This window comes from Chelatococcus sp. KU-N122 (assembly GCF_055391085.1).
In genome coordinates this window covers 618,714-641,719 of record NZ_AP043981.1, presented here as the reverse complement: position 1 = coordinate 641,719, position 23,006 = coordinate 618,714, and the positions used below count along the sequence as shown (strand labels likewise).

General features: G+C 68.5%; 23 protein-coding genes and 1 pseudogene. 11 read left to right on the top strand and 13 right to left on the bottom strand.

Annotation, left to right across the window (positions count from 1 at the left end; genetic code table 11):
- Positions 1-193: 193 nt before the first annotated feature.
- The 4 genes from ACZ5PO_RS02900 (at position 194) to ACZ5PO_RS02885 (ending at position 4,574) form a co-directional block, all read left to right on the top strand.
- Positions 194-1,165: an alpha/beta fold hydrolase gene (locus ACZ5PO_RS02900; protein ID WP_464190072.1), complete on the top strand. Its 972-nt coding sequence runs from the start codon at positions 194-196 to the stop codon at positions 1,163-1,165.
- 66 nt (positions 1,166-1,231) lie between these two features.
- The gene (locus ACZ5PO_RS02895; protein ID WP_464190070.1) at positions 1,232-2,329 is read left to right on the top strand and encodes an ROK family protein; all 1,098 of its coding nucleotides are present in this window, start codon (positions 1,232-1,234) and stop codon (positions 2,327-2,329) included.
- 127 nt (positions 2,330-2,456) lie between these two features.
- Positions 2,457-3,449 (top strand): DMT family transporter, encoded by a 993-nt coding sequence (locus ACZ5PO_RS02890; protein WP_464190068.1) that lies wholly within the window; start codon positions 2,457-2,459, stop codon positions 3,447-3,449.
- Between the two features lie 108 nt (positions 3,450-3,557).
- Positions 3,558-4,574, top strand: coding sequence for a DMT family transporter (locus ACZ5PO_RS02885; RefSeq protein ID WP_464190066.1), 1,017 nt, complete (start codon positions 3,558-3,560; stop codon positions 4,572-4,574).
- A gap of 364 nt (positions 4,575-4,938) precedes the next feature.
- On the opposite strand, the gene ACZ5PO_RS02880 is transcribed toward ACZ5PO_RS02885, so the two are convergent.
- The 7 genes from ACZ5PO_RS02880 to ACZ5PO_RS02850 form a co-directional block, all read right to left on the bottom strand.
- Positions 4,939-5,463, bottom strand: a complete 525-nt coding sequence (locus ACZ5PO_RS02880; RefSeq protein WP_464190064.1) for an RNA pyrophosphohydrolase — start codon at positions 5,461-5,463, stop codon at positions 4,939-4,941.
- Positions 5,464-5,610: 147 nt separating this feature from the next.
- The gene (sugE, locus tag ACZ5PO_RS02875) at positions 5,611-5,925 is read right to left on the bottom strand and encodes a quaternary ammonium compound efflux SMR transporter SugE (RefSeq protein WP_464190061.1); all 315 of its coding nucleotides are present in this window, start codon (positions 5,923-5,925) and stop codon (positions 5,611-5,613) included.
- Between the two features lie 154 nt (positions 5,926-6,079).
- Positions 6,080-7,420: a S41 family peptidase gene (locus ACZ5PO_RS02870; RefSeq protein WP_464196634.1), complete on the bottom strand. Its 1,341-nt coding sequence runs from the start codon at positions 7,418-7,420 to the stop codon at positions 6,080-6,082.
- Positions 7,420-8,784: a murein hydrolase activator EnvC family protein gene (locus tag ACZ5PO_RS02865; protein WP_464190059.1), complete on the bottom strand. Its 1,365-nt coding sequence runs from the start codon at positions 8,782-8,784 to the stop codon at positions 7,420-7,422. The genes ACZ5PO_RS02870 and ACZ5PO_RS02865 overlap by 1 nt, the downstream gene beginning before the upstream one ends.
- Before the next feature lie 70 nt (positions 8,785-8,854).
- Entirely contained in the window at positions 8,855-9,361 is a 507-nt protein-coding gene (gene rlmH / locus ACZ5PO_RS02860; protein ID WP_464190057.1) for a 23S rRNA (pseudouridine(1915)-N(3))-methyltransferase RlmH, read from the bottom strand.
- A gap of 15 nt (positions 9,362-9,376) precedes the next feature.
- Positions 9,377-9,802, bottom strand: coding sequence for a ribosome silencing factor (gene rsfS, locus ACZ5PO_RS02855; RefSeq protein WP_464196632.1), 426 nt, complete (start codon positions 9,800-9,802; stop codon positions 9,377-9,379).
- 279 nt (positions 9,803-10,081) lie between these two features.
- The gene (locus ACZ5PO_RS02850; RefSeq protein WP_464190055.1) at positions 10,082-10,711 is read right to left on the bottom strand and encodes a nicotinate-nucleotide adenylyltransferase; all 630 of its coding nucleotides are present in this window, start codon (positions 10,709-10,711) and stop codon (positions 10,082-10,084) included.
- A gap of 83 nt (positions 10,712-10,794) precedes the next feature.
- Here ACZ5PO_RS02850 and ACZ5PO_RS02845 point away from each other — a divergent pair, with 83 nt between their 5' ends.
- The gene (locus ACZ5PO_RS02845; protein WP_464190052.1) at positions 10,795-11,037 is read left to right on the top strand and encodes a hypothetical protein; all 243 of its coding nucleotides are present in this window, start codon (positions 10,795-10,797) and stop codon (positions 11,035-11,037) included.
- A gap of 9 nt (positions 11,038-11,046) precedes the next feature.
- Here ACZ5PO_RS02845 and ACZ5PO_RS02840 read toward each other — a convergent pair.
- Both ACZ5PO_RS02840 and proB read right to left on the bottom strand, forming a co-directional pair.
- Positions 11,047-12,353 (bottom strand): annotated as a pseudogene (locus ACZ5PO_RS02840) (glutamate-5-semialdehyde dehydrogenase).
- Positions 12,354-12,470: 117 nt separating this feature from the next.
- Positions 12,471-13,613, bottom strand: coding sequence for a glutamate 5-kinase (gene proB, locus ACZ5PO_RS02835; RefSeq protein ID WP_464190049.1), 1,143 nt, complete (start codon positions 13,611-13,613; stop codon positions 12,471-12,473).
- 245 nt (positions 13,614-13,858) lie between these two features.
- Between proB and ACZ5PO_RS02830 the strand changes: the two genes are divergently transcribed.
- Complete coding sequence (locus ACZ5PO_RS02830) at positions 13,859-14,872, top strand: complex I NDUFA9 subunit family protein (RefSeq protein WP_464190047.1); 1,014 nt, start codon at positions 13,859-13,861, stop codon at positions 14,870-14,872.
- A 71-nt stretch (positions 14,873-14,943) separates the two neighbouring features.
- On the opposite strand, the gene ACZ5PO_RS02825 is transcribed toward ACZ5PO_RS02830, so the two are convergent.
- From ACZ5PO_RS02825 to ACZ5PO_RS02815, 3 genes are all read right to left on the bottom strand, one after another.
- Positions 14,944-15,675 (bottom strand): sulfate transporter family protein, encoded by a 732-nt coding sequence (locus tag ACZ5PO_RS02825; protein WP_464196630.1) that lies wholly within the window; start codon positions 15,673-15,675, stop codon positions 14,944-14,946.
- A 350-nt stretch (positions 15,676-16,025) separates the two neighbouring features.
- On the bottom strand, positions 16,026-16,859 hold the full coding sequence (locus ACZ5PO_RS02820) for a YiiX/YebB-like N1pC/P60 family cysteine hydrolase (protein WP_464190045.1): 834 nt from the start codon (positions 16,857-16,859) through the stop codon (positions 16,026-16,028).
- A 90-nt stretch (positions 16,860-16,949) separates the two neighbouring features.
- Positions 16,950-17,948, bottom strand: a complete 999-nt coding sequence (locus tag ACZ5PO_RS02815; protein WP_464196628.1) for a 2-hydroxyacid dehydrogenase — start codon at positions 17,946-17,948, stop codon at positions 16,950-16,952.
- A 199-nt stretch (positions 17,949-18,147) separates the two neighbouring features.
- Here ACZ5PO_RS02815 and ACZ5PO_RS02810 point away from each other — a divergent pair, with 199 nt between their 5' ends.
- Entirely contained in the window at positions 18,148-18,687 is a 540-nt protein-coding gene (locus ACZ5PO_RS02810; protein WP_464190043.1) for an SH3 domain-containing protein, read from the top strand.
- A 194-nt stretch (positions 18,688-18,881) separates the two neighbouring features.
- Here ACZ5PO_RS02810 and irrA read toward each other — a convergent pair whose 3' ends face one another.
- A complete protein-coding gene (gene irrA, locus ACZ5PO_RS02805; RefSeq protein WP_464190040.1) occupies positions 18,882-19,361 on the bottom strand; it encodes an iron response transcriptional regulator IrrA in 480 nt (159 codons plus the stop codon).
- Positions 19,362-19,616: 255 nt separating this feature from the next.
- On the opposite strand from irrA, the gene fabA reads away from it, so the two are divergent.
- The 4 genes from fabA (at position 19,617) to ACZ5PO_RS02785 (ending at position 22,990) form a co-directional block, all read left to right on the top strand.
- Positions 19,617-20,144 carry a 3-hydroxyacyl-[acyl-carrier-protein] dehydratase FabA gene (gene fabA / locus ACZ5PO_RS02800; RefSeq protein WP_464190038.1) on the top strand — a complete coding sequence of 176 codons (528 nt, stop codon included), beginning with the start codon at positions 19,617-19,619 and terminating at the stop codon, positions 20,142-20,144.
- A gap of 229 nt (positions 20,145-20,373) precedes the next feature.
- On the top strand, positions 20,374-21,597 hold the full coding sequence (fabB, locus tag ACZ5PO_RS02795) for a beta-ketoacyl-ACP synthase I (protein ID WP_464190035.1): 1,224 nt from the start codon (positions 20,374-20,376) through the stop codon (positions 21,595-21,597).
- Positions 21,598-21,794: 197 nt separating this feature from the next.
- On the top strand, positions 21,795-21,992 hold the full coding sequence (locus tag ACZ5PO_RS02790; RefSeq protein ID WP_464190033.1) for an SDR family oxidoreductase: 198 nt from the start codon (positions 21,795-21,797) through the stop codon (positions 21,990-21,992).
- Between the two features lie 305 nt (positions 21,993-22,297).
- Positions 22,298-22,990, top strand: coding sequence for a phosphoribosylanthranilate isomerase (locus ACZ5PO_RS02785; protein WP_464190031.1), 693 nt, complete (start codon positions 22,298-22,300; stop codon positions 22,988-22,990).
- Positions 22,991-23,006: the final 16 nt, after the last annotated feature.

Genomic DNA, 23,006 nt, shown 5'->3' with positions numbered 1-23,006 from the left:
AGCCGCGCGTTTTGAGCATGGGGCTGCTTGGCGCACATCTGCCCCCGTATCCTGCGGGGCTTGACCCGCCCATCCGTCCGCTGAGAAACATGACGTTCGGCCAGCCGCGTCCGGCTGACGTCGATGCGATGACGACGGGCCGGGCCGAACCCGGCCACGATGCGGAAACGACGAAACCGGGAGGAGGCAGGGCGTGTCCGAGATCAAGCATGTGCGCGTGGAGGCCAACGGCCTGTCCTTCGCGCTGTCGACGGCCGGCGATACGGGCCCGCTGGTGGTGCTGTGCCACGGCTTCCCCGAGCTCGCCTATTCGTGGCGGCACCAGTTGCCGGCGCTGGCCGCCGCCGGCTTTCGCGCCGTGGCGCCCGACATGCGCGGCTATGGTCAGACGCGCGGGCCGCAGGGCGTCGACCGGTACAGCGTTTTCGAGCTCGTCGGCGACATCGTCGGCATCGTGCAGGCGCTGGGCGAGCGCGAGGCCATCGTCGTCGGTCACGACTGGGGTGCTGCCGTCGCCTGGCAGGCGGCGCTCATCCGCCCCGACATGTTCAAGGCCGTCTGCGCCATGAGCGTGCCGTTCCAGCCGCGCCGGCCCGGCAAGCTGCCCATCGACAGCTATCGCAAGATCACCGCCGAGAAGGGGCTCGGCGAATTCTACATCGTCGCCTTCCAGGATGAGGGCCGTGTCGAGGCCGAATTCGAGGCGGACGTCGAGCGCACCATGCGCGCCGTCTTCGGCGGCATCGCGGAGGAGGGGCGCGAGGCGGACCGCTGGTCGCTCTACGCCAAGCCCGGCGAGCCCATGCTGCAATTGCACAGCCCGCGGCCGCTGCCGGCGTGGATCGACGAGGCCGAATTCGCCGTCTTCGTCGATGCATTCCGCGCCAACGGCTTTCGCCGGCCGATCCACTGGTATCGCAACATCGACCGCAACTGGCTGCTCTCGGCCCCGTGGCAGGACGCGCCGATCCGCATTCCGGCGCTGTTCATCACCGGCTCGCGCGATCCGGTGCGGGGCTTCGCCGGCGCCGCCGAACGGGCCCTGGCCGAGCACGTGCCGGACCTGCGCGGCAGCGTCGTGATCGAGGGCGCCGGCCACTGGGTGCAGCAGGAGGCGCCCGTCGCCGTCAACGAAGCGCTGCTGGGCTTCCTGAAGGGCTTGTGACGGCCCGCCGTCGGCCCGCGGAACTCTACGCGCAGGCCGACGTTTGCCCTCGGGTGCGGGGAGCAAATGGCCAAGCCGAAGACCGACAAACCAACCGCGACGAACGCAGACGCCGCATCATCCGGCCTCGCCGGCCACGGCGCCAGCCGGCTCTCGGCCGTGGTCGTCGACAGCTACAATCTCGAGGTCGAGGATAAGGACGGCTTCGTGGGTGATCGGGCCAGCGGCCGGGCCTTCCGGACCATGCTGGACGAGATCCGCAAGGCGCTGAAGAAGACCGACGAGGATCCGCTCGGCGAAACCCCGAGCGCCAAGATCAGCAAGCGCAAGCTCGACAAGGTGCTGCGGGACGGCGATCCGGAAGCGGCCGGCGTCGTGCATGGGGCCATCGAGCATTTCGCGGGCGAGCTCGCCTATGTCATCCGGCGCTTTCTCAAGGCCAAGCCCTGGGCGGATACGCAGCGCATCGTCGTCGGCGGTGGCCTGAAGGACAGTCGTGTCGGCGAGCTGGCGGTGGGCCGGGCGGCCGTTCTGATCAAGAGCGAGGGCATCGACGTCGATCTGGAGGTGATCCGTCACCACCCGGACGAGGCCGGCCTGATCGGCTGCGCACACCTCGCGCCGTCGTGGGTGTACGAGGGCCACGATTCCATGCTGGCGGTCGATGTCGGCGGCTCCAACATCCGCTGCGGCATCGTCGATCTCAACCTCAAGGCGGCGCGAGACCTGTCCAGGGCCGAGGTGTGGAAGGCGGAGCTCTGGCGCCACAGGGAAGAGAAGCCGGGACGCGACGAAGCGGTCGACCGGCTGATCGATATGCTGCGCGATCTCATCAAGAGCGCGGACAAAGGGGGCCGGAGTCTCTGCCCGCTGGTTGGCATCGGGGTTCCCGGCGTGATCGAGCCCGATGGGTCGATCGCCCGCGGCGGCCAGAACCTCCCCGGCAACTGGGAAAGCTCCCGCTTCAATCTCGCCAGCTGCCTGATGGAGGCGATGCCGACGATCGGCGAGCACGAGACCGCCGTGGTCATGCATAACGATGCCGTCGTCCAGGGCCTGAGCCAGACGCCGTTCATGCAGGACGTGGAGCGTTGGGGCGTGCTGACCATCGGCACGGGGCTCGGCAACGCCCGGCTCACCAACCGCAACACCAAGCCGGACTGAGCCCCGCCGCCGCGGCGGGATTGCCGAGCCGGAAACGAGGTGCCTCGGGCGGGACGGCCGTGCTATCGCACGCCTCCCTGGTTCGCGTCCGGCTTTTCCCTCGATGTCCGTTGCCATCAATACGCGCATGAGCCGCAGCGATTGGCTGCTCCTGCTCACGCTGTCGCTCCTGTGGGGCGGCTCCTTCGCCTTGATCAAGGTCGCATTGACCGCGTTGCCGCCGCTGACGGTCGTGGCCGCCCGCGTGTCGATCGCCGCGCTGTTCCTGGCGGCGGCGCTCCTGGTCACCGGCCGCGCCCTGCCGCGCGGCTGGCCGCTGTGGCGGTCCTTCTTCACCATGGGGCTGTGGAACAACGTCGTGCCGTGGATCCTGTTCGCCTATGCGCAGACGGTGATCTCGTCCGGCCTGGCCGCCATTCTCAATGCGGCGACGCCGCTGGTCACGGCCGTGGTGGCCCATGCGCTGACCGCGGACGAGAAGCTGTCGGTGCTGAAGCTCGCGGGCGTGCTGGTCGGCATGGCCGGCGTCGTGCTGATCGTCGGCCCGAGCTTTCTGGTGTCCGCCGCGCCGGGCGCAGGCCTCGCGGACGCCTTCCAGCCGGGCGCGCTCGCCGAGCTGGTCTGCCTCGCGGCCACCTTCAGCTATGCCTATTCCGGTATCTACGGGCGGCGGTTTCGCCGCATGGAGGTTGCGCCCATGGCGGCAGCCTTCGGGCAGATGGCCGCTGCCGCGGCGGTGATGATCTCGCTGTCCCTGATCGTCGACAGGCCGTGGACGCTGCCGGCACCGGGGACCGGGCCGGTCGCCGCTCTCGTCTGCGCCGGCGTCGTGGCGACCGGGCTCGCCTACATCGTATTCTATCGCCTGCTGGCGGCCGCCGGAGCCACCAACCTGATGCTGGTGACGTTCCTCATCCCGGCCTGGGCCCTCATGGTCGGCTGGCTGGCGTTCGGCGAAACCCTGACGGCCATGCACGCCATCGGCATCGCCGTCGTCGGTATCGGCCTCGCCGTCATCGATGGACGGCTCGTCGTTGCGCTGGGGCAGCGGCTGCGGCCGCTGCGCGGGGGAGGGCGTGCCAAGGCGCTGCCACGCGAGGCCGATGCCACCGACCGGTGACGTGCTCGTGCACGGAGCCGGGGTGCCAAGCTTGAAGCGAGGTGCCTGAGCGCGGCGGGGCATGCTATCGCACGCGTTCCCTGCGTCCCCGACCGGCTTTTCCCATCGATGTCAGCTGCCATCAACACGCGCATGGGCCGCAACACCTGGCTGCTCTTGGTGGGACTATCGCTCGTCTGGGGCGGCTCCTTCGCGCTCGTAAGGGTCGTGCTGACGGCATTGCCGCCGCTCACGGCCGTGGCGGGACGTGTCTCGATCGCCGCGATCGTGCTGGCCGCCGTGCTCCTGCTGACGGGGGGCGCTTTGCCGCGCAGCGGCCGGCTGTGGGGCGCCTTCTTCACCATGGGGCTCTGGAACAACGTCGTGCCGTGGATCATGCTCGCCTACGCACAGACGGTGATCTCATCCGGGCTTGCGGCCATTCTCAACGCGGCGACCCCGTTGGTGACGGCACTTTTGGCCCATGCGTTGACAAAAGACGAGAAGCTGTCGGCGATCAAGCTTGTCGGCGTGCTGATCGGGATCGCCGGCGTCGTGCTCATCATCGGGCCGAGCTTCCTCCTAGCGGTTGGCCCGGGCGTGGATCGGGTGGCGGGCGTCCCGCCGGTTGCGCTGGCCGAGATTGCCTGTCTGGCCGCGACCTTCTGCTTCGCCTATTCGGCCATCTACGCGCGCCGGTTCCGCCGGATGGAGGTCCCGCCGATGGTGGCCGCCTTTGGTCAGATGACGGCCGCCGCGGCCGTGATGCTTGTCCTCGCACTGGTGATCGACAAACCATGGACCCTGCCGGCGCCTGGGGCCGGGCCGATCGCCGCGCTCGCCTTTATTGGCGGGATCGCGACAGGGCTCGCGTACATCCTCTTCTACCGTCTGCTGGCGGTGGCCGGCGCGACTAATCTGATGCTCGTCAACCTGCTCATCCCGGCCTGGGCGCTTCTGCTGGGCTGGGCCTTGTTCGGGGAGACGCTGACCGCCTTGCATGCCGTCGGCATCGCTGTCGTCGGCGCCGGACTGATGGTCATCGACGGGCGGCTGATCGCCATGCTCGGGCGGCGTCTGGCTCCAAGACCGGCGGGCGGGCGCGCCACAGCCCTGCCCGGCGGGGCGGACGCGGCTGATCGGTGACTAGTCGCTCTGCACATAAGTATTGACGGTTTGGCAGCGAGGGAGCCGCCGCGCGCCCTCGCCCCACTTGTGGGGAGAGGGAGGGGTGAGGGGTCTTGCCCCGTGCCGTGACCGGCCTGAGCCTTCTCCGGAGGCCCCCCTTACCCGCCTTGCGCTAGAGCATTTCGCAATTGGATGAGCATCATCCAATTGCAGAGAAATGCTCATAACCTTTTGAATCTGGAGCGCTTCTCTTGCGATTGGGTGAGTCCACCCAATCGCGAAGCGCTCTAGCGTGCAAGGCGACCTCTCCCCGCAGGCGGGGAGAGGTTTGCAGCTCGGCCGCCGCAACACAGCAAAGAGTCACAATCAATATGACGCGCCGCTAGTCGGGTTCCCTGCCGACCAGCGGTAGGAACGCCTCCACCACCTTCTCGTAGACCGGGCGCTTGAACGGGATGATCAGGCCGGGCAGGCTGGCGACCGGGACCCAGCGCCAGGCCGAGAACTCGGGCTCATGGCCGGCGGGGGCGGCGACGTCGATCTCGTCGTCGCTGCCGAGGAAGCGCAGGGCGAACCACTTCTGCCTCTGGCCCCGATAGCGGCCCTTCCAGGATTTGCGCAAGGCGTCGACCGGCAGGTCGTAGGCGTACCAGTCCGGCGCTTCGGCGAGCAGCGCAACCGAGCGGACATTGGTCTCCTCGTAGAGCTCGCGGAGCGCCGCGACGTAGGGGTCTTCGCCCTCGTCGATGCCGCCCTGCGGCATCTGCCAGCTGTAGGTGTCGTCGACGTGCTCGGGTCCGGCGTCGGCCTTGCGCTGGCCGACGAAAGCCAGATTATCGGCGTTGAGCAGCATGATGCCGGCGGAGAGCCGATACGGCAGTTGGGCGGGATCGTCGTGACGCGACATGGGGGCCTCGCGGGGCGTTGCTGCTGAGCGGGACTGGTTCGGGGAGGCCGTACGACGCTCCCTCCACATCCGTCGGGACGGACGCCACAAGCTTAGGGCGGCGTCCGTGCCGACGCATAGCGGCTCATCACAAAGCCGGTACGACGGTCAAGCCGTCAATTTGAGCCCGGCGATGCCGATCACAATCAGGGCGATGCAGAGCAGGCGCAAGGCCGACGCTGGCTCGCCCAGCAGGTAGATGCCGAACAGGACGGTGCCCACCGTGCCGATCCCGGTCCAGACCGCATAGGCGGTGCCGACCGGCAGCTCCTTCAATGCCAAGCCGAGGAAGGCAATGCTCGCGACCATTGCGGCCAATGTGAGCGCTGTGGGCAGTGGGCGGGTAAAACCCTCGGTCTGCTTGAGCCCGATGGCCCAACCGATTTCCAACAGGCCGGCGACGAAGAGGAAGAGCCAGGACATCAGATCCCTCACTGTGGAGGGGTCGTCCCGTCCAATGGCAATCACCCGGCAGGGTCGTCCCTGCGTCGCCGATATGGGAATCGTATGGGCAAAAGAAAACGGGCCGGAAGCCCGTTTTCGTCCTGCTTTCAACGATCGCTGCGGAGCGCGGGGATCAGTTCGGCACGGGGGCCTTGTCCGACTTCTGCGCGCCGCTCGACTGGACGCCGCGCAGGCGCTCGAGCGCCGTCTGGAGCTGCTTGTCCTTGGCCGGGTCCGGCGGGATGTAGGCCGACGAGCCGGATTTCTCTTCGGCCTTGTCGTCCTTGTCCGGATTGGCCGCGCGCAGGTGGCCCTTCAACCCGGCTTCGCCCTTGGTCTCGTCCTTGCCCTTGAGCTCGTCGGGGATGTCCTGCAGCACCTCGATGTCCGGCTCGATGCCCTTGGCCTGGATCGAGCGTCCGGACGGGGTGTAGTAGCGGGCCGTGGTGAGGCGAAGCGCCCCGTTGGTGCCGAGCGGGATGATGGTCTGGACGGAGCCCTTGCCGAAGCTGCGGGTGCCGATCAGCGTGGCGCGCTTGTGGTCCTGGAGCGCGCCGGCCACGATCTCCGCGGCCGAGGCCGAGCCGCCGTTGATCAGCACGATCACCGGCTTGCCCTTGGTGAGATCCCCGGGCTTGGCATTGAAGCGCTGCGTCTCGTCGGCGTTGCGGCCGCGGGTGGAGACGATCTCGCCGCGGTTGAGGAAGGCGTCCGACACGTAGACAGCCTGGTCGAGCAGGCCGCCGCGGTTGTTGCGCAGATCGAGCACGTAGCCCTTGATCTTGTCCTCGCCGATCTCCTTCGTCGTCTTTTCGATGGCGGCCTTGAGGTCGTCGAAGCTGTGCTCGATGAACTGGGTCAGGCGGATGTAGGCGATATCGCCTTCCACGCGCGAGCGCACCGAGCGGATGGAGATCATCTCGCGGGTCAGCGTGACCTCGATCGGCTCCTTGCGGTTGGGCCGCTGGATCGTCAGCTTGACCTGGGTGTTGACCGGGCCGCGCATCTTGTCGACGGCCTGGTTGAGGGCGAGGCCCTGCACCGGCTCACCGTCGATCTTGGTGATCAGATCGTTGGTCAGGATGCCGGCGCGGGCGGCCGGCGTCTCGTCGATCGGCGTGACGACCTTGATCTGGCCGTCCTCCTGGGTCACCTCGATGCCGAGGCCGCCGAACTGGCCGCGGGTCTCGACCTGCATGTCCTTGAAGCTCTTCGCATCCATGTAGCTGGAGTGCGGATCGAGCGACGACAGCATGCCGGAGATCGCCGCCTCGATCAGCTTGCCCTCGGAAGGCTTCTCGACGTAGTCGGTGCGCACCTTCTCGAAGACGTCGCCGAACAGATTGAGCTGGCGATAGATCTCGGCGGAGGCGGCGGCGGCGCTCGTCGTCGACATCAGTCGCGTCTGCGTGGCCACGAGCGTCACGCCGGCGCCCATCACGGCGCCGCAGATCAGAATAGAAACTTTCCGCATCATCCGCGAACCTTTTCGCCTTGAGACTTCGCCCACCAGGGGGAGGGGTCGACCGCCCCTCCGTCCTTACGGAACTCCACGTAGAGATCAGGTCCGTCTGCCCCGCTGCCGCGCGATGTGGATGACGCGGCAGCCTCTCCCATGACGGCGACAGGCTCGCCGGCCAACACGAACTGACCAAGACTCACGTTGATCCGATCCATGCCAGCCAACAAGACATAATATCCGCCACCGGCGTTGATGATCAAGAGTTGTCCGAAGGACCGGAACGGGCCAGCGAACGAGACCCAGCCATCACAAGGCGCCGAAACGATGGCGCCGGCACGGCCCGATATGGTCAGGCCCTGCGACTTGCCGCCCGTGCCGTCCGGGCTGCCGAAGCTGGAGACCAGGGTGCCGCCCAGCGGCAGCGGCAATTGGCCCTTGGCGTCGGCGAAGGCGATCTTGGGCGCCAGCCGCGCCGGGTCCTTGAACGCGAGCGAGGCCAGCTTGTCGCGGGCGACCTTGAGCTCCTCCTCGGCCCGGCGCGCCGACTCCGCATTGCGCTGCGCCGCGGTCAGCTCCGTCTCGAGCCGGGCGATCAGGTCCTTGAGCGAGGTCACCTGCTTGGCCAGCGCCTCGGCGTGGGCGCCTTCGCTCGCCGCATCCTTCTCCGCATCGCTCAGGCGTGATTGGCGCGCCTCGATGAGCGAGGCGAGCCGGCGGCGCTCCTCGACGATGGCCTCCAGCTCCTGCCGGCGGCTGGCCTGATCGGACTTGATGCTCTCGGAGAGGCGTACCAGCTCGCCGAGATCGGCAGCGAGCGTCTCGGTCTCGGCGCGCAGCTCCGGCACGACGGCGCCGAGCAGGATGGAGGTGCGCACGGCCGCGAGCATGTCGTCCGGCCTGGTGAGCACGGCCGGCGGCGGTCGCCGCCCCATGCGCTGCAGCGCTGCCAGCACCTCGACGATCACCGCCCGCCGGCTCTCGAACGACCGCCGGATCGCCGCGGCGCTGTCATTCAGCACCGTCAGCCGGTCATCGAGCGCGGAGATGCGCTCCTCCGTCGCCTGCACCTTGGCGGTCGTCTCCAGGAGGGCGCCGTTGAGCTGGGCCCGGTCGGAGCGGATGGCGGCGATCTCGGCGTCGAGCTTGGCGCGCGCCTCGGAGTTGGCCTGCTGCTTCGCCTCGATGTCCTTGAGCTCGCGCTCGCGCGCCTGCTTGTCGGCCAGTCGCTGAGCCCGCGCCGCCGCATCCGCGGGCGGCTGGCCGTCCGCCGGCTTGGCCGCCTCGGTCTGGCCGGCCGCCGGCTGTGCTGCGGGCAGGCCCGCGGCGGCAAGGGCGAGCGTGACGAGGAGCAGGGCGGCGGGGGCGGGCGGCTGCATCAGGGGCTTATATCGGGACGCGCGACATCGATGGGGACGGCAATGACACGCATGAACCGTGCCGAATCGGTTAAGGGCGATGATAGGGATGTCCGGCCAGGATTGTCATGGCACGGTAGAGCTGCTCCAGCACGATGACCCGGGCGAGCTGATGAGGCAACGTCATGGCGCCGAACGACAGGGTCATGGCGGCCTTCTGCCGGATGACCGGGGCGAGCCCGTCCGGTCCACCGAGGACGAGCGCCAGCGCAGACGTTCCGCCGTCGCGCCACGCTGCCACCCGCGCTGCGAACGCTTCGCTGGTCAGCCCGGCGCCGCGCTCGTCGAAGGCGATCATCACCGTCTCGCGCGTCCGCTCCAGGTCGATCTTGGCGTCGATCTTGGCCAGGATCGCTGCGGCCTCTTCGGCCTTGCGCGTGGACGCGTCCGCCGCCCGGCTTTCGCCGAGCTCCGTCAATACCGGCCCGGAAAGCCCCAGCGTCCGGCCGAGCGCCGTGGCGCGCTCATGGTAGCGCTGGGCGAGCTCCCGTTCCGGCCCGGCCTTGAGCCGGCCGACCGCGATCAGGCCGATCTTCACCGCCGCGCGTGACCGTCAGCCGACGAGGCGCTCCTGCTCCGCCGGCCGGCTCGCGCCCCACATCTTTTCCAGATTGTAGAAGCCGCGCACTTCGGGCCTGAACACGTGAATGATCAGGTCTCCGGCGTCGATCAGCACCCAGTCGCACGTGGAGAGGCCTTCGACGCGGATCGGCCCGACCCCCGCGCCCTTCAACGCCTCGATAACGCGCTCCGCGATCGAACCGACGTGGCGGTGCGAGCGACCGGACGCGATCATCATGGTGTCGGCGAGGGAGGTCTTTCCGACGAGGTCGATTTCGACCGTCTCTTCGGCTTTCATGTCATCGAGACAGTGGCGCGCGATCGTCAGGACATCGCGGCCCGCCTGCGCATCGGCCGGCCGGTTCGGGGTTCCGGCGGCCGGGGGAAACGGAGCGACGTCCGCTTCGCGAAGAGGCATGTGGTTCAGTGCCTGGTCCTCTGTGGAGGGCGTGACAAGCGCGCCCACGCCGCTGAACATAGCGTTAATGATGCGACGGTTCAACGACGGCGCCGCAATACTTGCGCGGCCGAGAATTCGCGTGCGGCCCGCGCCACGGCAAGATGCCGCCGCGGCATGATCCGGTGTGCCGCCGCGCGCCAGCTGGGCGATTTATCTTCGACTCATCATCCTGCTCTAAGTCTTTGTTTTGAGCATGATCTTGTCCAAAAACCGGTGGCCACTTTCGGGGATCATGCTCTAGCGGGCCGGCTGCGCCGAGGAGAGCGGTTGCGCGCCGGCGCGCAGCTCCGTCGACGACAGCGGCGAGCGCGGGCCATGCAGAAAAACCCATGCGGGGGGCTGCCTGCCCGCCAGCAGACGGGCATCCTCCTCCGGCAGCCGGTAGCGCGCCAGCGCCTCGGCGGCGCGGGAGCGGGCGGCGGCGATGGTCAAGCCCGGCCGGTCGATGACGGCGATCGGGATCAGCGCCGCCATGCGTCGCCAGTTCTGCCAGCGGTGAAAGCTGGCGAAGCTGTCGGCCCCCATGAGCCAGACGAAATGCACATCCGGGCAGCGGCGCTTAAGGTAAGCAACGGTGTCGTAAGTATAGCGCGCGCCGATCTCCGCCTCGAAGCCGGTGACCGACACCCGCGGGTGCCGCGCCAGCCGCCGCGCCGCCGCCAGGCGCGTCTCCAGCGCCGGCAGATCGCTGTTGTTCTTCAGCGGGTTGCCCGGTGTGACCAGCCACCAGACGCGGTGCAGGCCGAGCCGTTTCAGGGCGGCGGTCGCCACCAGGCGATGACCGGCGTGCGGCGGATTGAAGGAGCCGCCGAATAGGCCGATATTCATGCCATGGGCGTGCGCCGGCAGGATGGGAAGACCGGCCATGCTCAGGCGCTCGACGCCGGCTGAAACGAGAGGACCATTGCGGCGTTGAGGATCAAGGGAGGAGCTGGAGGACGGAGGCAACGATGCTCATTCGCGTCACCGAACGAAACGACAATACGAGAATCCTGCTGAATTCGTCGCATATCCTCATGGTGAGGCCAATCGCCGCCGGAGGCTCGACGATCTACTTGGCCTGCGGCAGCCTGCATCATCCCGATCTGCTGAAGGTGAAGGAAAGCGTCGAGGAGCTGACCCAGGCGCTGCAGTTGGCGGGGGACCTGACCGCACCGCTGCCCACGCCGCCAAGCGTCGCCGCGGCTCACTGAGCGCCGCGGTCAGGGCCGGGTCTGGCCCGTGCCGCGGACGCGATACTTGAACGAGGTGAGCTGCTCGGTGCCGACCGGGCCGCGTGCATGCATGCGCCCGGTCGCAATGCCGATCTCGCCCCCGAACCCGAACTCGCCGCCGTCGGCGAACTGGGTCGATGCGTTGTGCAGCACGATGGCCGAATCGACCTCGGCCATGAAGCGCTCCGCCGCCGCCGGATCGGCGGCCACGATACAGTCGGTGTGGTGCGAGCCGTGGGTCTCGATGTGGTCGATGGCCCCGTCGAGACCGTCGACGACCCCGACCGAGATCACCGCGTCGAGGTACTCGGTGCGCCAGTCCTCGTCGACCGCCGGCTTGACGCGGGCATCGGCCGCGACGGTCGCGGCGTCCCCGCGCACCTCGCAGCCCGCCTCCAGCAGCATGGCGACGAGCGGCTCGAGCAGGCGAGCGGCGCCGGCGCGGTCGACCAGCAGCGTCTCGGCCGAACCACAGACGCTGGTGCGCCGCATCTTGGAGTTCAGCACCACCCGCCGGGCCAGCTCGAGGTCCGCATCGCCATGCACGTAGACGTGATTGAGCCCGTCCAGGTGGGCGAAGACCGGCACCCGCGCCTCGTGCTGGACGCGGGCGACGAGGCTCTTGCCGCCGCGCGGCACGATGACGTCGATGGCGCCGTCGAGGCCCGCGAGCATCAGTCCCACGGCGGCCCGGTCACGCGTCGGCACGAGCTGCATGGCATGGGCCGGCAGGCCGGCCGACGCGAGGCCCTCGGCCATGGCCGCGGCGATGGCCTGGGCGGAGCGGAAGCTGTCGGAGCCGGAGCGCAGAATCGCCGCATTGCCGGCCTTGAGGCACAGGGCGCCGGCGTCCGCGGTGACGTTCGGCCGGCTTTCGAAGATCACGCCGACGACGCCGAGCGGCGTCGACACACGCTCGATGACGAGGCCGTTCGGGCGCTCGAAGCGCGCGGTGACGCGGCCTACCGGGTCCGGCAGCGCCGCGATCTCGTCGACCGCGCGGGCGATGGCCTCGATGCGCCCGGCATCGAGCATCAGACGATCGATGTAGGATTCCGTCTGCCCGTTCCGACGGGCCTCCTCGATGTCGGCGCGGTTGGCGTCGAGGATCGCCGGCGCCGCGGCGCGGATCGCCGCAGCGGCAGCCGCCAGGCCGGCGCGCTTCGTCTCCGGGGGGCGAGGGCTAGCCGACGCTGGGCGGCGCGGGCGCGCCGGCCGATCTCGATCATGACGGGCGTTACCGCCCGCTCCGCCTCGGTCGTGGTCTTGTGCTCCGAGAGCAGCGCTACACTCATCACCGGCACCTTAACATGGGTCGCGGGCGCGACGTCCGCCGCAGCCGCAGCCAAGCCCTCATTAAGGGGTTGCCTCGGGCTCTGGCAAGGTTTGGGCAACCGTTTGCGGTCGCCACACTAGCCGGGCTCCTTCAGCGCGCCGGCCAGCACGAAGACGTCGCGGTGGATCATCTCGGGGCGGCCGGTGAAGCCGACGATGGCGGGAATGTCGACCGACGACTTGCCGGCGATGCGCGCCGCATCGTCGGCGTCGTAGTTGGACAGGCCGCGGCCGACCTCCGTGCCGTCGAGGCCGCGCACGAGCAGCGTGTCGCCGCGCGCGAAGCTGCCGTCGACGCGCACGACGCCGGCCGGCAACAGGCTCTTGCCGCGCTTCAAGGCGCCCAGCGCGCCGTCGTCGATGGTCACCGTGCCGCGGGTCTCGAGCATGCCGGCGATCCAGGTCTTGCGCGCACGGGTGGGCGTGGAGGGCGACAGGAACCAGGTGGCGGGCGCGCCCCTGGCAATGCACCGGAGCGGCCGTTCGACCAGGCCCGAGGCGATGACCATGTGGGCGCCGCCCTGAGTCGCGATCTTGGCCGCCTCGATCTTGGTGCGCATGCCGCCGCGCGAATGCTCGGAGGCGGCGCCGCCCGCCATGGCCTCGATCTCCGGCGTGATGCGCTCGACCACCGGAATGAGCGTGGCGGTGGGGTCGCTCGCCGGCGGCCCCGTGTAGAGGCCGTCCACGTCGGACAGCAGCACCAGCAGGTCGGCACCGGCCATGGTGGCGACGCGGGCGGCGAGGCGGTCGTTGTCGCCGTAGCGGATCTCGCTCGTGGCCACGGTGTCGTTCTCGTTGATCACCGGGATGGCTCGCCAATCCAGCAGCTTGGCGAGCGTGGCGCGGGCGTTGAGGTAGCGCCGCCGCTCCTCCGTGTCCCACAGCGTCACCAGCACCTGGCCCGCGGTGATCCCGTGCGCCCCCAGCACTTCGGCCCAGATGCGCGCCAGGGCGATCTGCCCGACGGCTGCGGCCGCCTGACCGTCCTCGAGCTTGAGCTGGCCGGGGGGCAGCGCCAGGACGGTGCGGCCGAGCGCGATGGCGCCGGACGACACCACCAGCACATCGGCGCCCCGGCGGTGCAGGCCGGCGAGATCGTCGGCCAGCGCCGTGAGCCATTCTTCGCGGACGCGGCCGCGCTCGCGGTCGACCAGCAGGGCGGAGCCGACCTTCACGACGATGCGGCGGAAACTGTCGAGGGAACGTGTCTTGGCCATGGAACAGGTGTGCGTGGGAGCGGGCGGGCCCTTTTCGGGTCGCGGCGCGCTGTGACCGCTTCGCTCTATACAGCTGCGAGCCGATTGACTAGGAAGCGCTCGTCCGACTAGAGCATTTCGCGATCAGATGTCATCATCCGATCGCATCGAAATGCTCCAAGTTTTTGAATCTGGGGCGCTTCTTCGCGGCCGGGTGGTGTTGCCCGATCGCGCCGCGCTCGAGTGGAAGATCCGCGGAGAGCTCCATGTCTTTCACCAGGCGACAGCCTTCCGAAACGCTGGTGACGGTCTTCGGTGGATCCGGCTTCGTCGGCCGCCACGTGGTGCGCGCGCTGGCCAAGCGCGGCTATCGCATTCGCGTCGCCGTGCGGCGCCCCGATCTTGCCGGGCACCTCCAGCCGCTCGGCAACGTCGGCCAGATCTCCGCGGTGCAGGCCAACGTGCGCAACCGGCCGTCCATCGAACGGGCGCTCGAGGGCGCCGACGCGGTGATCAACCTGGTGGGCATCCTCCAGGAGAGCGGCCGCCAGCGGTTCGATGCGGTGCAGGCCTTCGGCCCTCGTGCCATCGCCGAGGCATCGGCCGCCCGCGGCATCGGCCGACTGGTGCAGGTGTCGGCGCTCGGCGTCGATCCGGACTCGGCCTCCCAGTACGCACGCACCAAGGCCCAGGGCGAGGCCGGCGTCCTCGCTGCGGTGCCGGGTGCGGTGGTCGTGCGGCCTTCGATCATTTTCGGGCCGGAGGACCAGTTCTTCAACCGCTTCGCCGAGCTCGCCCGCATCCTGCCGGTCCTGCCCCTGGCCGGGGCCGACACGCGCATGCAGCCGGTGTTCGTCGGCGACGTCGCCGAGGCGATCGCGCGGGCGGTGGACGGCACGGTCGCCGGCGGCATCTACGAGCTCGGCGGGCCGGAGATCCGCACCCTGCGCGAGCTGGTCGACTACGTGCTGGCGACGACCCGCCGCCGCCGGCCGATCATGGCGCTGCCGTTCCCGCTCGCCCGGCTGCAAGCATGGCTGACCGAAATCGCCACCACCGTGACCCTGTCGATCTGGCCGCAGATTCTGCGCATCAGCCGCGACCAGGTGCGCATGCTCCAGGTCGACAACGTGGTGTCGGCGGCGGCCAAGGCCGAGGGGCGTACGCTGGAGGGCATCGGCATCACGCCGACGGGCTACGACGCCATCGTGCCGACCTACCTCTGGCGGTTCCGCAGGACCGGGCAGTTCGATTCGACCGACACGCCGCAGAACGTCTGACGTCGTAGATCTAACAGGCCTTGATTTATCCGGCCCTGGTCTTGCCTGGCCTTGCTTGAGGCGGTCCCGGCCTAATTGGCCTCGGTGCCGGCCGGGCGTGCGCTCAGCTGCGGTGGCGCGACCGCCTCGGCCCGACTCAGGGCCTTGTGCACGTGGACCATCAGCGCGATGCCGAACAGCGGCGTCAGCAGGTTGGCGAAGGGCACCACCACCAGTGCCGCGATGACGAGGCCGCCGAGGAAGACGGTGGCCCGGTTGCGGATCCGCATGGCCTCCGCGTCGGCCACGGGCCTGAAGCGCGCGGCGGCCATCTCGAAATATTCGCGGCCGAGCAGGTAGCCGTTGGCGACGAAGAAGGCGATCAGATTGACGCCGGGCACGAAGACCAGCAGCAGCGCGACGATGTTGACGGCGAGCGACAGGCCGGCGAAGCGCAGCCCATAGAGCAGCGAACGGCCGAACGACAGCGGCTGGCCGGGCGGATCGGCCGGATAGTACTGCCGTTCCACCGCCTCGGCGGCATCGTCGAGGAAGTAGCCGGAGACCAGCGCCGAGACGGGCGGCAGCAGGAACGCCAGCCCGACGAACAGCCCGATCCCGACCAGGAAGAAGGCCAGGGTGTCGAGGATCGGATATGAGCCGCTGATGCTGTGGTTGGACAGATAGTAGTTGAAGAGCCGCGTCAGCCCGAACCAGACCAGCACCAGGATGCCCACGGTCAGCAGGATGGAGAGGCCCAGGAGACGCCGGAACGGCGGAGACAGGATCTGGCTGAGCGCCTTGACGGCTCCATCGATCAGTATGAGCGGGCTCGTCGCCATGCCTGTCCAACTCACCGGATTGCCTCTGCGCGCGTCATGAACGAACATCTAGAGCAGCTCCGATGCCATCGGAGCGGCCGCTCTAGCGCTTTTGTCTTAGCATCGGATTGTCCAAAACCGGCGTCCGCTTTTGGGTCCGATGCTCTGGAGCATGTCGATCGGATCGATATGCGCCAACTCTTTTGAACCAGGAGCGCGAGGCGCTCCCTGGGCACGGGGTAGGTCCCACGGCTGCGGCACTTGTGCCGCCGATGGTGGCGAACGCGTGACGGACCTGCCGGGAAAAACCGGCGTCGTGCTCGGCGGCCACGCCCTATCCGCGCGGCGCCCTATCAGCGCGGTGCCCTTGGCGGATCGGGCACGCCCAAGCGGCCGACCGGCGCCCTGCCGCTTCCGACACCCTTCGCCACCGCCGAATCGTCGTGCCAGACGAAGCGCTTGTAGTCGAAGCCCATCTCGATGGTGGGCTTGAGGATGGCAAAATAGGGCGAAATGTCGAAATCGCGCGGCGCATAGAGGCTGTGGTGGCGAATGTGGATCAGCTCCGCCCGGGCGTAGTGCGTGATGCCGCGGCGCTTGGCGATCTCGATGCGCGGCAGGATCGGATAGCGCACGTGCTGAAAGGCTTCGGCGATCAGCGTCGAGCAGATGGCGCGGGTCGGCTCGCCGGATCCCACCGAGATCATGCGGCGGCGAAAGCGCGCAGGGATCGGCAGCGGCAGCAGATAGCGCGCCAGGTCGACCACGTTCTTCATGTCATAGGAATGGCCGATGCGTGAGGTCACGAAGCGCACCACCTCGGCCCGGTCCTTCGGCGTCAGGGTGACGGGCCGGCAGATGCGCACGTGCGCGTGCTCGTACTTGGAGAGCGGCACGGACACGACGCCGTGCTTCACGTCGGCCTCGACGAGGGTGTGGGCTTCGCCGTCGGTTTCCGTGCCGGCAATGTCGCCGACGTAGAGTGCGGCGTGCGACCATGTCGATTGCGTCAGGTACTTGATGATGCTGGCAATGCGCGTGTTGCCCTCGACCAGCAGCACGTCGCCGGGCTGCAGCACGCGCGCCAGCGCCTCGGGGTCGGGCGGTGCGGAGGGGCTATAGCCTTCCAGCTCCTTGGTGAGGAAGTCGGCGATCTTGCGGCCGAGCCAGCCTCGGGCCTCCTCCATCGGCCTTTCTCCACGCGGCGCAACGGCTACCGCGGCACAGATCAGATGGGTCCCGGATCGGTCGACCCGGAACCGTCTCTCTCCGGCCCGTCAGAGCATGCTCGGCAGGACGCGATCGGGCGGACGGTGCCCGTCCATGAAGGTCTTGATGTTGACGATCACCTTCTCGCCCATGTCGATGCGGCCTTCGATGGTGGCCGAGCCCAGGTGCGGCAGGAGCACGACCTTGTGGGCCTTGGCGAGCTTCAGCAGGCGCGGGTTGACCGCCGGCTCGTGCTCGAAGACGTCGAGCCCCGCTCCGGCGAGCTCGTCGGCCTCCAGCATGCGCGCCAGCGCGGTCTCGTCGATGATTTCGCCGCGCGCCGTGTTGACCACGATGGCCGAGGGCTTGAGCAGCTTGAGGCGACGGGCCGAGAGCAGATGATACGTGGCCGGCGTATGCGGGCAGTTGACCGAGACGATGTCCATGCGGGCCAGCATCTGGTCGAGGGAGTCCCAATAGGTGGCCTCGAGCGCCTGCTCGGTCGCCGCCGGCACGCGCCGGCGATTGTGATAGTTGATGGACAGGCCGAAGGCCCGGGCGCGGCGCGCCACCGCCTGGCCGATGCGGCCCATGCCGACGATGCCGAGCCGCTTGCCGGTGGTGCGCCGGCCGAGCATCCAGGTCGGTGACCAGCCGGCCCATTCCTGGTCGTCGAGCAGGATGCGCGCGCCCTCGGCGATGCGCCGGGCGACGGCAAGGATCAGCGCCATCGTCATGTCGGCGGTGTCTTCGGTCAGCACGCCCGGCGTGTTGGTCACCGTGATGCCGCGGGCCAATGCCTGCTGCACGTCGATGTTGTCCACGCCGTTGCCGAAATTGGCGATGAGCTTGAGGTTCGGGCCGGCCTGCGCCAGCACGGCCGAGTCGATCTCGTCGGTGATCGTCGGCACCAGAATGTCGGCGGATCGGATGGCCTCGACGAGGTCGGCCGTCGTCATCGGCTTGTCGCCGGGATTGAGGCGCACGTCGAAGAGTTCGGCCATCCGTTGTTCGATGACCTCGGGCAGCTTGCGGGTGACGACGACGAAAGGCTTTTTCTTGATCATGACGCGTCCGGGTGGGAGCGTTTCACCCCCCGTTAAACATGGCCGGGCCACAGATACGGGCGGCGACCCCATCAATGCCTCTCTAGCAGAGGACGGCAGAAAGACAATGAGACGCGCTGCGAATGCTCCGCGGACGGCGGACAAGGGCGGACGCCGCTTGCGCGCCACCGGCCTGGCTTTCATCGATGTGGGGAGGCGCATGCTCAGGCTTCTGGCGCCGCGGCGCATGGCAGCGGTCGCCCCGCTGCTGCTGGCCCTCGCGCTGGCGCCGGCCCCGTCCGGCGCGGCCCTGGCGGCGCAGGTCGGCACGGCGAGCGGGCTGCCGCTGCCGCGCTACGTCAGCCTCAAGTCGGATCGGGTGAACCTGCGCGAGGGGCCGTCGAAGGACCATCGCACGTCCTGGGTGTTCCAGCGCGCCGGCCTGCCGGTGGAGATCACGGCCGAGTTCGAGACCTGGCGACGGGTGCGGGATGCGGAGGGCACCGAGGGCTGGGTGCTGCACAGCCTGTTGTCGGGCCGGCGCACGGCGCTGGTCGCGCCGTGGGACAAGACGGGCATGATGTCGCTGCTGGAATCGGCCAAGGATGACGCGCCGGTCGTCGCCCAACTGCAGCCCAACGTGATCGCCAACATCAAGCGCTGCGACGGCAGCTGGTGCCTGGTGACGGTCCAGAACGTCAGCGGCTACCTGCGCCAGGAAAAGCTGTGGGGCGTCTATCCCGGCGAGAAGGTGGAATAGACGGCTTGCCCGGGAGGATGCCCCGGCGCCGCCGGAATCGGCTCACCCGTTCGCTCAGACCGTGTGTCGTCATGACCGGGCTTGATCCGGCGATGCATCGATGCGCGGGATTCAAGCCCGACAAGGCCGGCTGAACGGCGCATCCTGAGCGGATGGATGGCCGGATCGAGCCCGGCCATGACGCAGATGAAAGCTCAGGAGACCTTCTTCGGCCGCAGGCGGATGACCACGTCGACCTTGGTGATCTCCATGCCTTCGGGAGCGGCCGGGAGGTTGCCGATCGTGACGGAGGAGCCCGGAATGTCCATCAGCCGCTCCTCGCCTTCGACGAAGAAGTGATGATGGTTGCCGACGTTGGTGTCGAAATAGGTGCGCGATCCATCGATGGCGACTTCCCGCAGCAGACCCGCCTCGGTGAACTGGTGCAGGGTGTTGTAGACGGTCGCAAGCGACACTGGGACGCGGGCCCGCGTCGCTTCCTCGTACAGCATCTCGGCCGTGACGTGCCTGTCACCCTTGGCGAACAGCAGCCAGCCCAGCGAGACGCGCTGCCGGGTCGGGCGCAGGCCCGCACGTCTCAATTCGCCCCGAAGCGTATGAACAGGACACCCCTGCAAGCCGGCGTGCGCGTGCTCGTCCTGGCCCCCGGCGTTTTCGACAACCCCATCGCTCATTGAACATTCAACCCGTGTATAATCCAACCAACATCATATGCAGGAGATGGCGCGATCGCAACATCGCGCGTGCCGCTTTCGGCCGATGCAGGAACCGTGCTAGGAGCCTGCGATGGCCGCCCGGACCATCGTTGCCCGGTTCCTCATGGCCGACGTGACGCTTTTTTGCGCCGTGTCGAGTTCAATCGGACGATGGAATGCTCTAGGACGTCAGAACTGAACACGGCTTACAATCGACCGCCCGATGACAGGAACATGACCGAGACCGCGACCACCGTACAGCGCCAGTCGAGCTACAGCTACGAGGAGCTTCTCGCCTGCGGGCGAGGCGAGATGTTCGGGCCCGGCAACGCACAGCTGCCGTTGCCGCCGATGCTGATGTTCGATCGCATTTCGTCGATCGGCGAGACGGGTGGCCAGCACGGCAAGGGCCATGTCACGGCCGAGCTCGACGTGCGCCCGGACCTCTGGTTCTTCCCCTGCCATTTCAAGGGCGACCCGGTGATGCCCGGCTGCCTCGGTCTCGACGCGCTGTGGCAGATGCTGGGTTTCTTTCTCGGTTGGTCCGGATCGCAGGGGCGCGGCCGGGCGCTCGGCGTGGGTGAGGTGAAGCTCACCGGCCAGGTGGTGCCGTCGGTGAAGCGCGTCGTCTACCGAGTGGATCTCAAGCGCGTCTTCCGCTCCAAGCTCATTCTCGGCATCGCCGACGGCTGGCTGGAGGCCGACGGCGAGCGCGTGCAGGAGGTCAAGGACCTGCGCGTCGGGCTGTTGCGGGCGGTGTGACGGCAGCGCCTGCCTGCCGATGGCGGCGGCCTTACTTTCGATCCAACCATCTGGAATGCGTGTCGCCCCTCGAGCGCTTCCCGGGAGGCCTTCACCTCACGGGGCAGGCGCACCAGATTCACCTATTTAGGGCGTGCTCGCGGGCGGATGCCATCCGACCGGAAAATGCTTTAGGCCGCTGCGCCGCGAATCCGGCGGCCAGGCGGCACTGAGAAAGGATTGGCGAGCGATGAGACGCGTCGTCGTTACCGGCATGGGAATCGTGTCGTCCATCGGCAACAATACCCAGGAGGTCGTGGCGTCCCTGCGTGAGGCCCGCTCCGGCATCGTGCGCGCCGAGGCTTATGCGCAGCTCGGCTTCCGCTGCCAGGTGCACGGCGCACCGACGCTCGATCCGGCCGAGGTTGTCGACCGGCGCGCCATGCGCTTCCACGGCGGCGGCACGGCCTGGAACCACGTGGCCATGGACCAGGCCATCCGCGACGCCGGGCTGGAGCTGCAGGACATCTCCAACGAGCGCACGGGAATCATCATGGGGTCGGGCGGCCCGTCGACCCGCTCGGTGGTGGAGGCGGCCGACATCGCCCGCGAGAAGGGCCCCAAGCGGGTCGGGCCCTTCGCGGTGCCCAAGGCGATGTCATCGACCGCGTCGGCGACCCTCGCCACCTGGTTCAAGATCAAGGGCGTCAACTATTCGATCTCGTCGGCCTGCGCGACGTCCAACCATTGCATCGGCAACGCTTACGAGCTCATCCAGTTCGGCAAGCAGGACATGATGTTCGCCGGCGGCTGCGAGGAGCTGGACTGGACCCTGTCCGTGCTGTTCGACGCCATGGGCGCCATGTCGAGCAAGTACAACGATCGCCCCGGCGTCGCCTCCCGTCCCTACGACAAGAACCGCGACGGCTTCGTCATCGCGGGCGGCGCCGGTGTCGTCGTGCTGGAGGAGCTCGAGCACGCCAAGGCGCGCGGCGCGCGCATCTACGGCGAGATCGTCGGCTACGGCGCGACGTCCGACGGCTACGACATGGTCGCCCCGTCCGGCGAAGGGGCCGAGCGCTGCATGCGCATCGCGCTCGCCGGCGTCAAGACGCCGATCAGCTACATCAATCCGCACGCCACATCGACGCCCGCGGGCGATGGGCCGGAGATCGATGCCATCCGCAAGATCTTCGGGGCGGGCGACAAGTGCCCGCCGATCTCCGGCACCAAGGCGCTGACCGGCCATTCGCTCGGCGCCACCGGCGTGCAGGAGACGATCTACAGCCTGCTCATGATGAACAACGGCTTCATCTGCGAGAGCGCGCACATCGACGAGATCGATCCGGCCTTCGCCGACATGCCGATCGTGCGCGAGCGGATCGACAATGCTCACCTCGGCGCGGTGCTGAGCAACTCCTTCGGCTTCGGCGGCACCAACGCGACCTTGGTGTTGAAGCACGTCGACGCCTGAGGGCGGCGTCACGGCCGGCGCGCCCCGCAGGGCGGCCGCGCGCCGCGGGGCGGATCGCCCGATTCAGAGGCCGGCGCATCCCGTTGCCACGGGACCGGGAGCATCGCTTTCCGATCGGTCGAGCTCACGCGATCGGGACATGCTTCGGCCGACGCGCGGCGCGGCGGGCGCGAAATCGATATCCACACCAGGGCGACGTGGTGAAGAAGCGGGTGGCGCCGTTGGCGCAGTCGCTCGGCGCGTCGATCGTGCTGCCCTGCGACGTGAAGGAGCTGGCTTCGGTGGACGCCGTGTTCGACGAGCTGAAGCGGCACTGGGGCGGGCTCGACTTCCTCGTGCACGCATGCCGCAGAGGATGGCGGGCAAAAAAAGGGGCAGCCTCGCTGCCCCGGTAGATCTGCGCCATTGAGCGGCGCGCCCTGAATGTTGCACCGCAGCATAAATGCTACGTGCCCCGTGGGCGTTTCCTCCCGAGACTTGGGCCGCGTGAGCGAGGCCTTTTTCGTGGGCAGAGACTAACGTTGCTCGCGGCGTGTTTGCAACCGTAATTTTTTATCAAATGTGGTCGGCGCGCCATCATGACTGCCGGGTGCCCAATCGTGCGGCAGAATCTGGCGCCAGCGAAGGCACGCCGACGTGGTCCGCCGCCGCGACAGCGGGCGAGGTGGACAAGCGGCCCCTCCCGTGCCAACTCCACGCGATGTCGGTTCTCGTCAAGATCTGCGGGTTGAACTCGGTCGAGTCGCTCGATACGGCGCTCGGCTGCGGTGCCGACATGATCGGGCTGGTGTTCTTTCCCCGGAGCCCGCGCCACGTGTCGGTTGCCGCCGCCAAGGCGCTGAGGCAGCACGTGCGCGGCCGCGCCGAAGTGGTGGCGCTGACCGTCGACGCCGACGATGCGCTGATCGACGCGATCTGTGCCGAGGTACGCCCGGACTGGCTGCAGCTGCACGGGCACGAAAGCGGCGAGCGCCTGGCGGCGCTGCGTGCGCGCGGCCGAGACCTTACGACAACGCAGGTCCGCGCGATGAAGGCGGTCGGGGTTGCGACCGCCGCCGATCTCGCCGTCGCCGGCGCCTTCACGGCGGCGGATCGCCTGCTGCTCGACGCCAAGCCGCCGCAGGATGCGACGCGCCCCGGCGGCAACGGCGCCAGCTTCGACTGGCGGCTGATCGCCGCGGCTGAGCTGCCGCCGTTCATGCTTTCCGGCGGCCTGACGCCCGCCAATGTCGTCGACGCCATCGAGCAGGCCGGCACCCATCGCGGCTTCATGGGCGTCGACGTCTCGTCCGGCGTGGAGGCCGCGCCGGGCGTGAAGGACCCGGCCCTCATCGAAGCTTTCATCCGCGCGGCGCGCAGCGCCCGCCAGGTCTGCAAGGACAAGGTCGCGTGACCGCCAATTCCAAGCT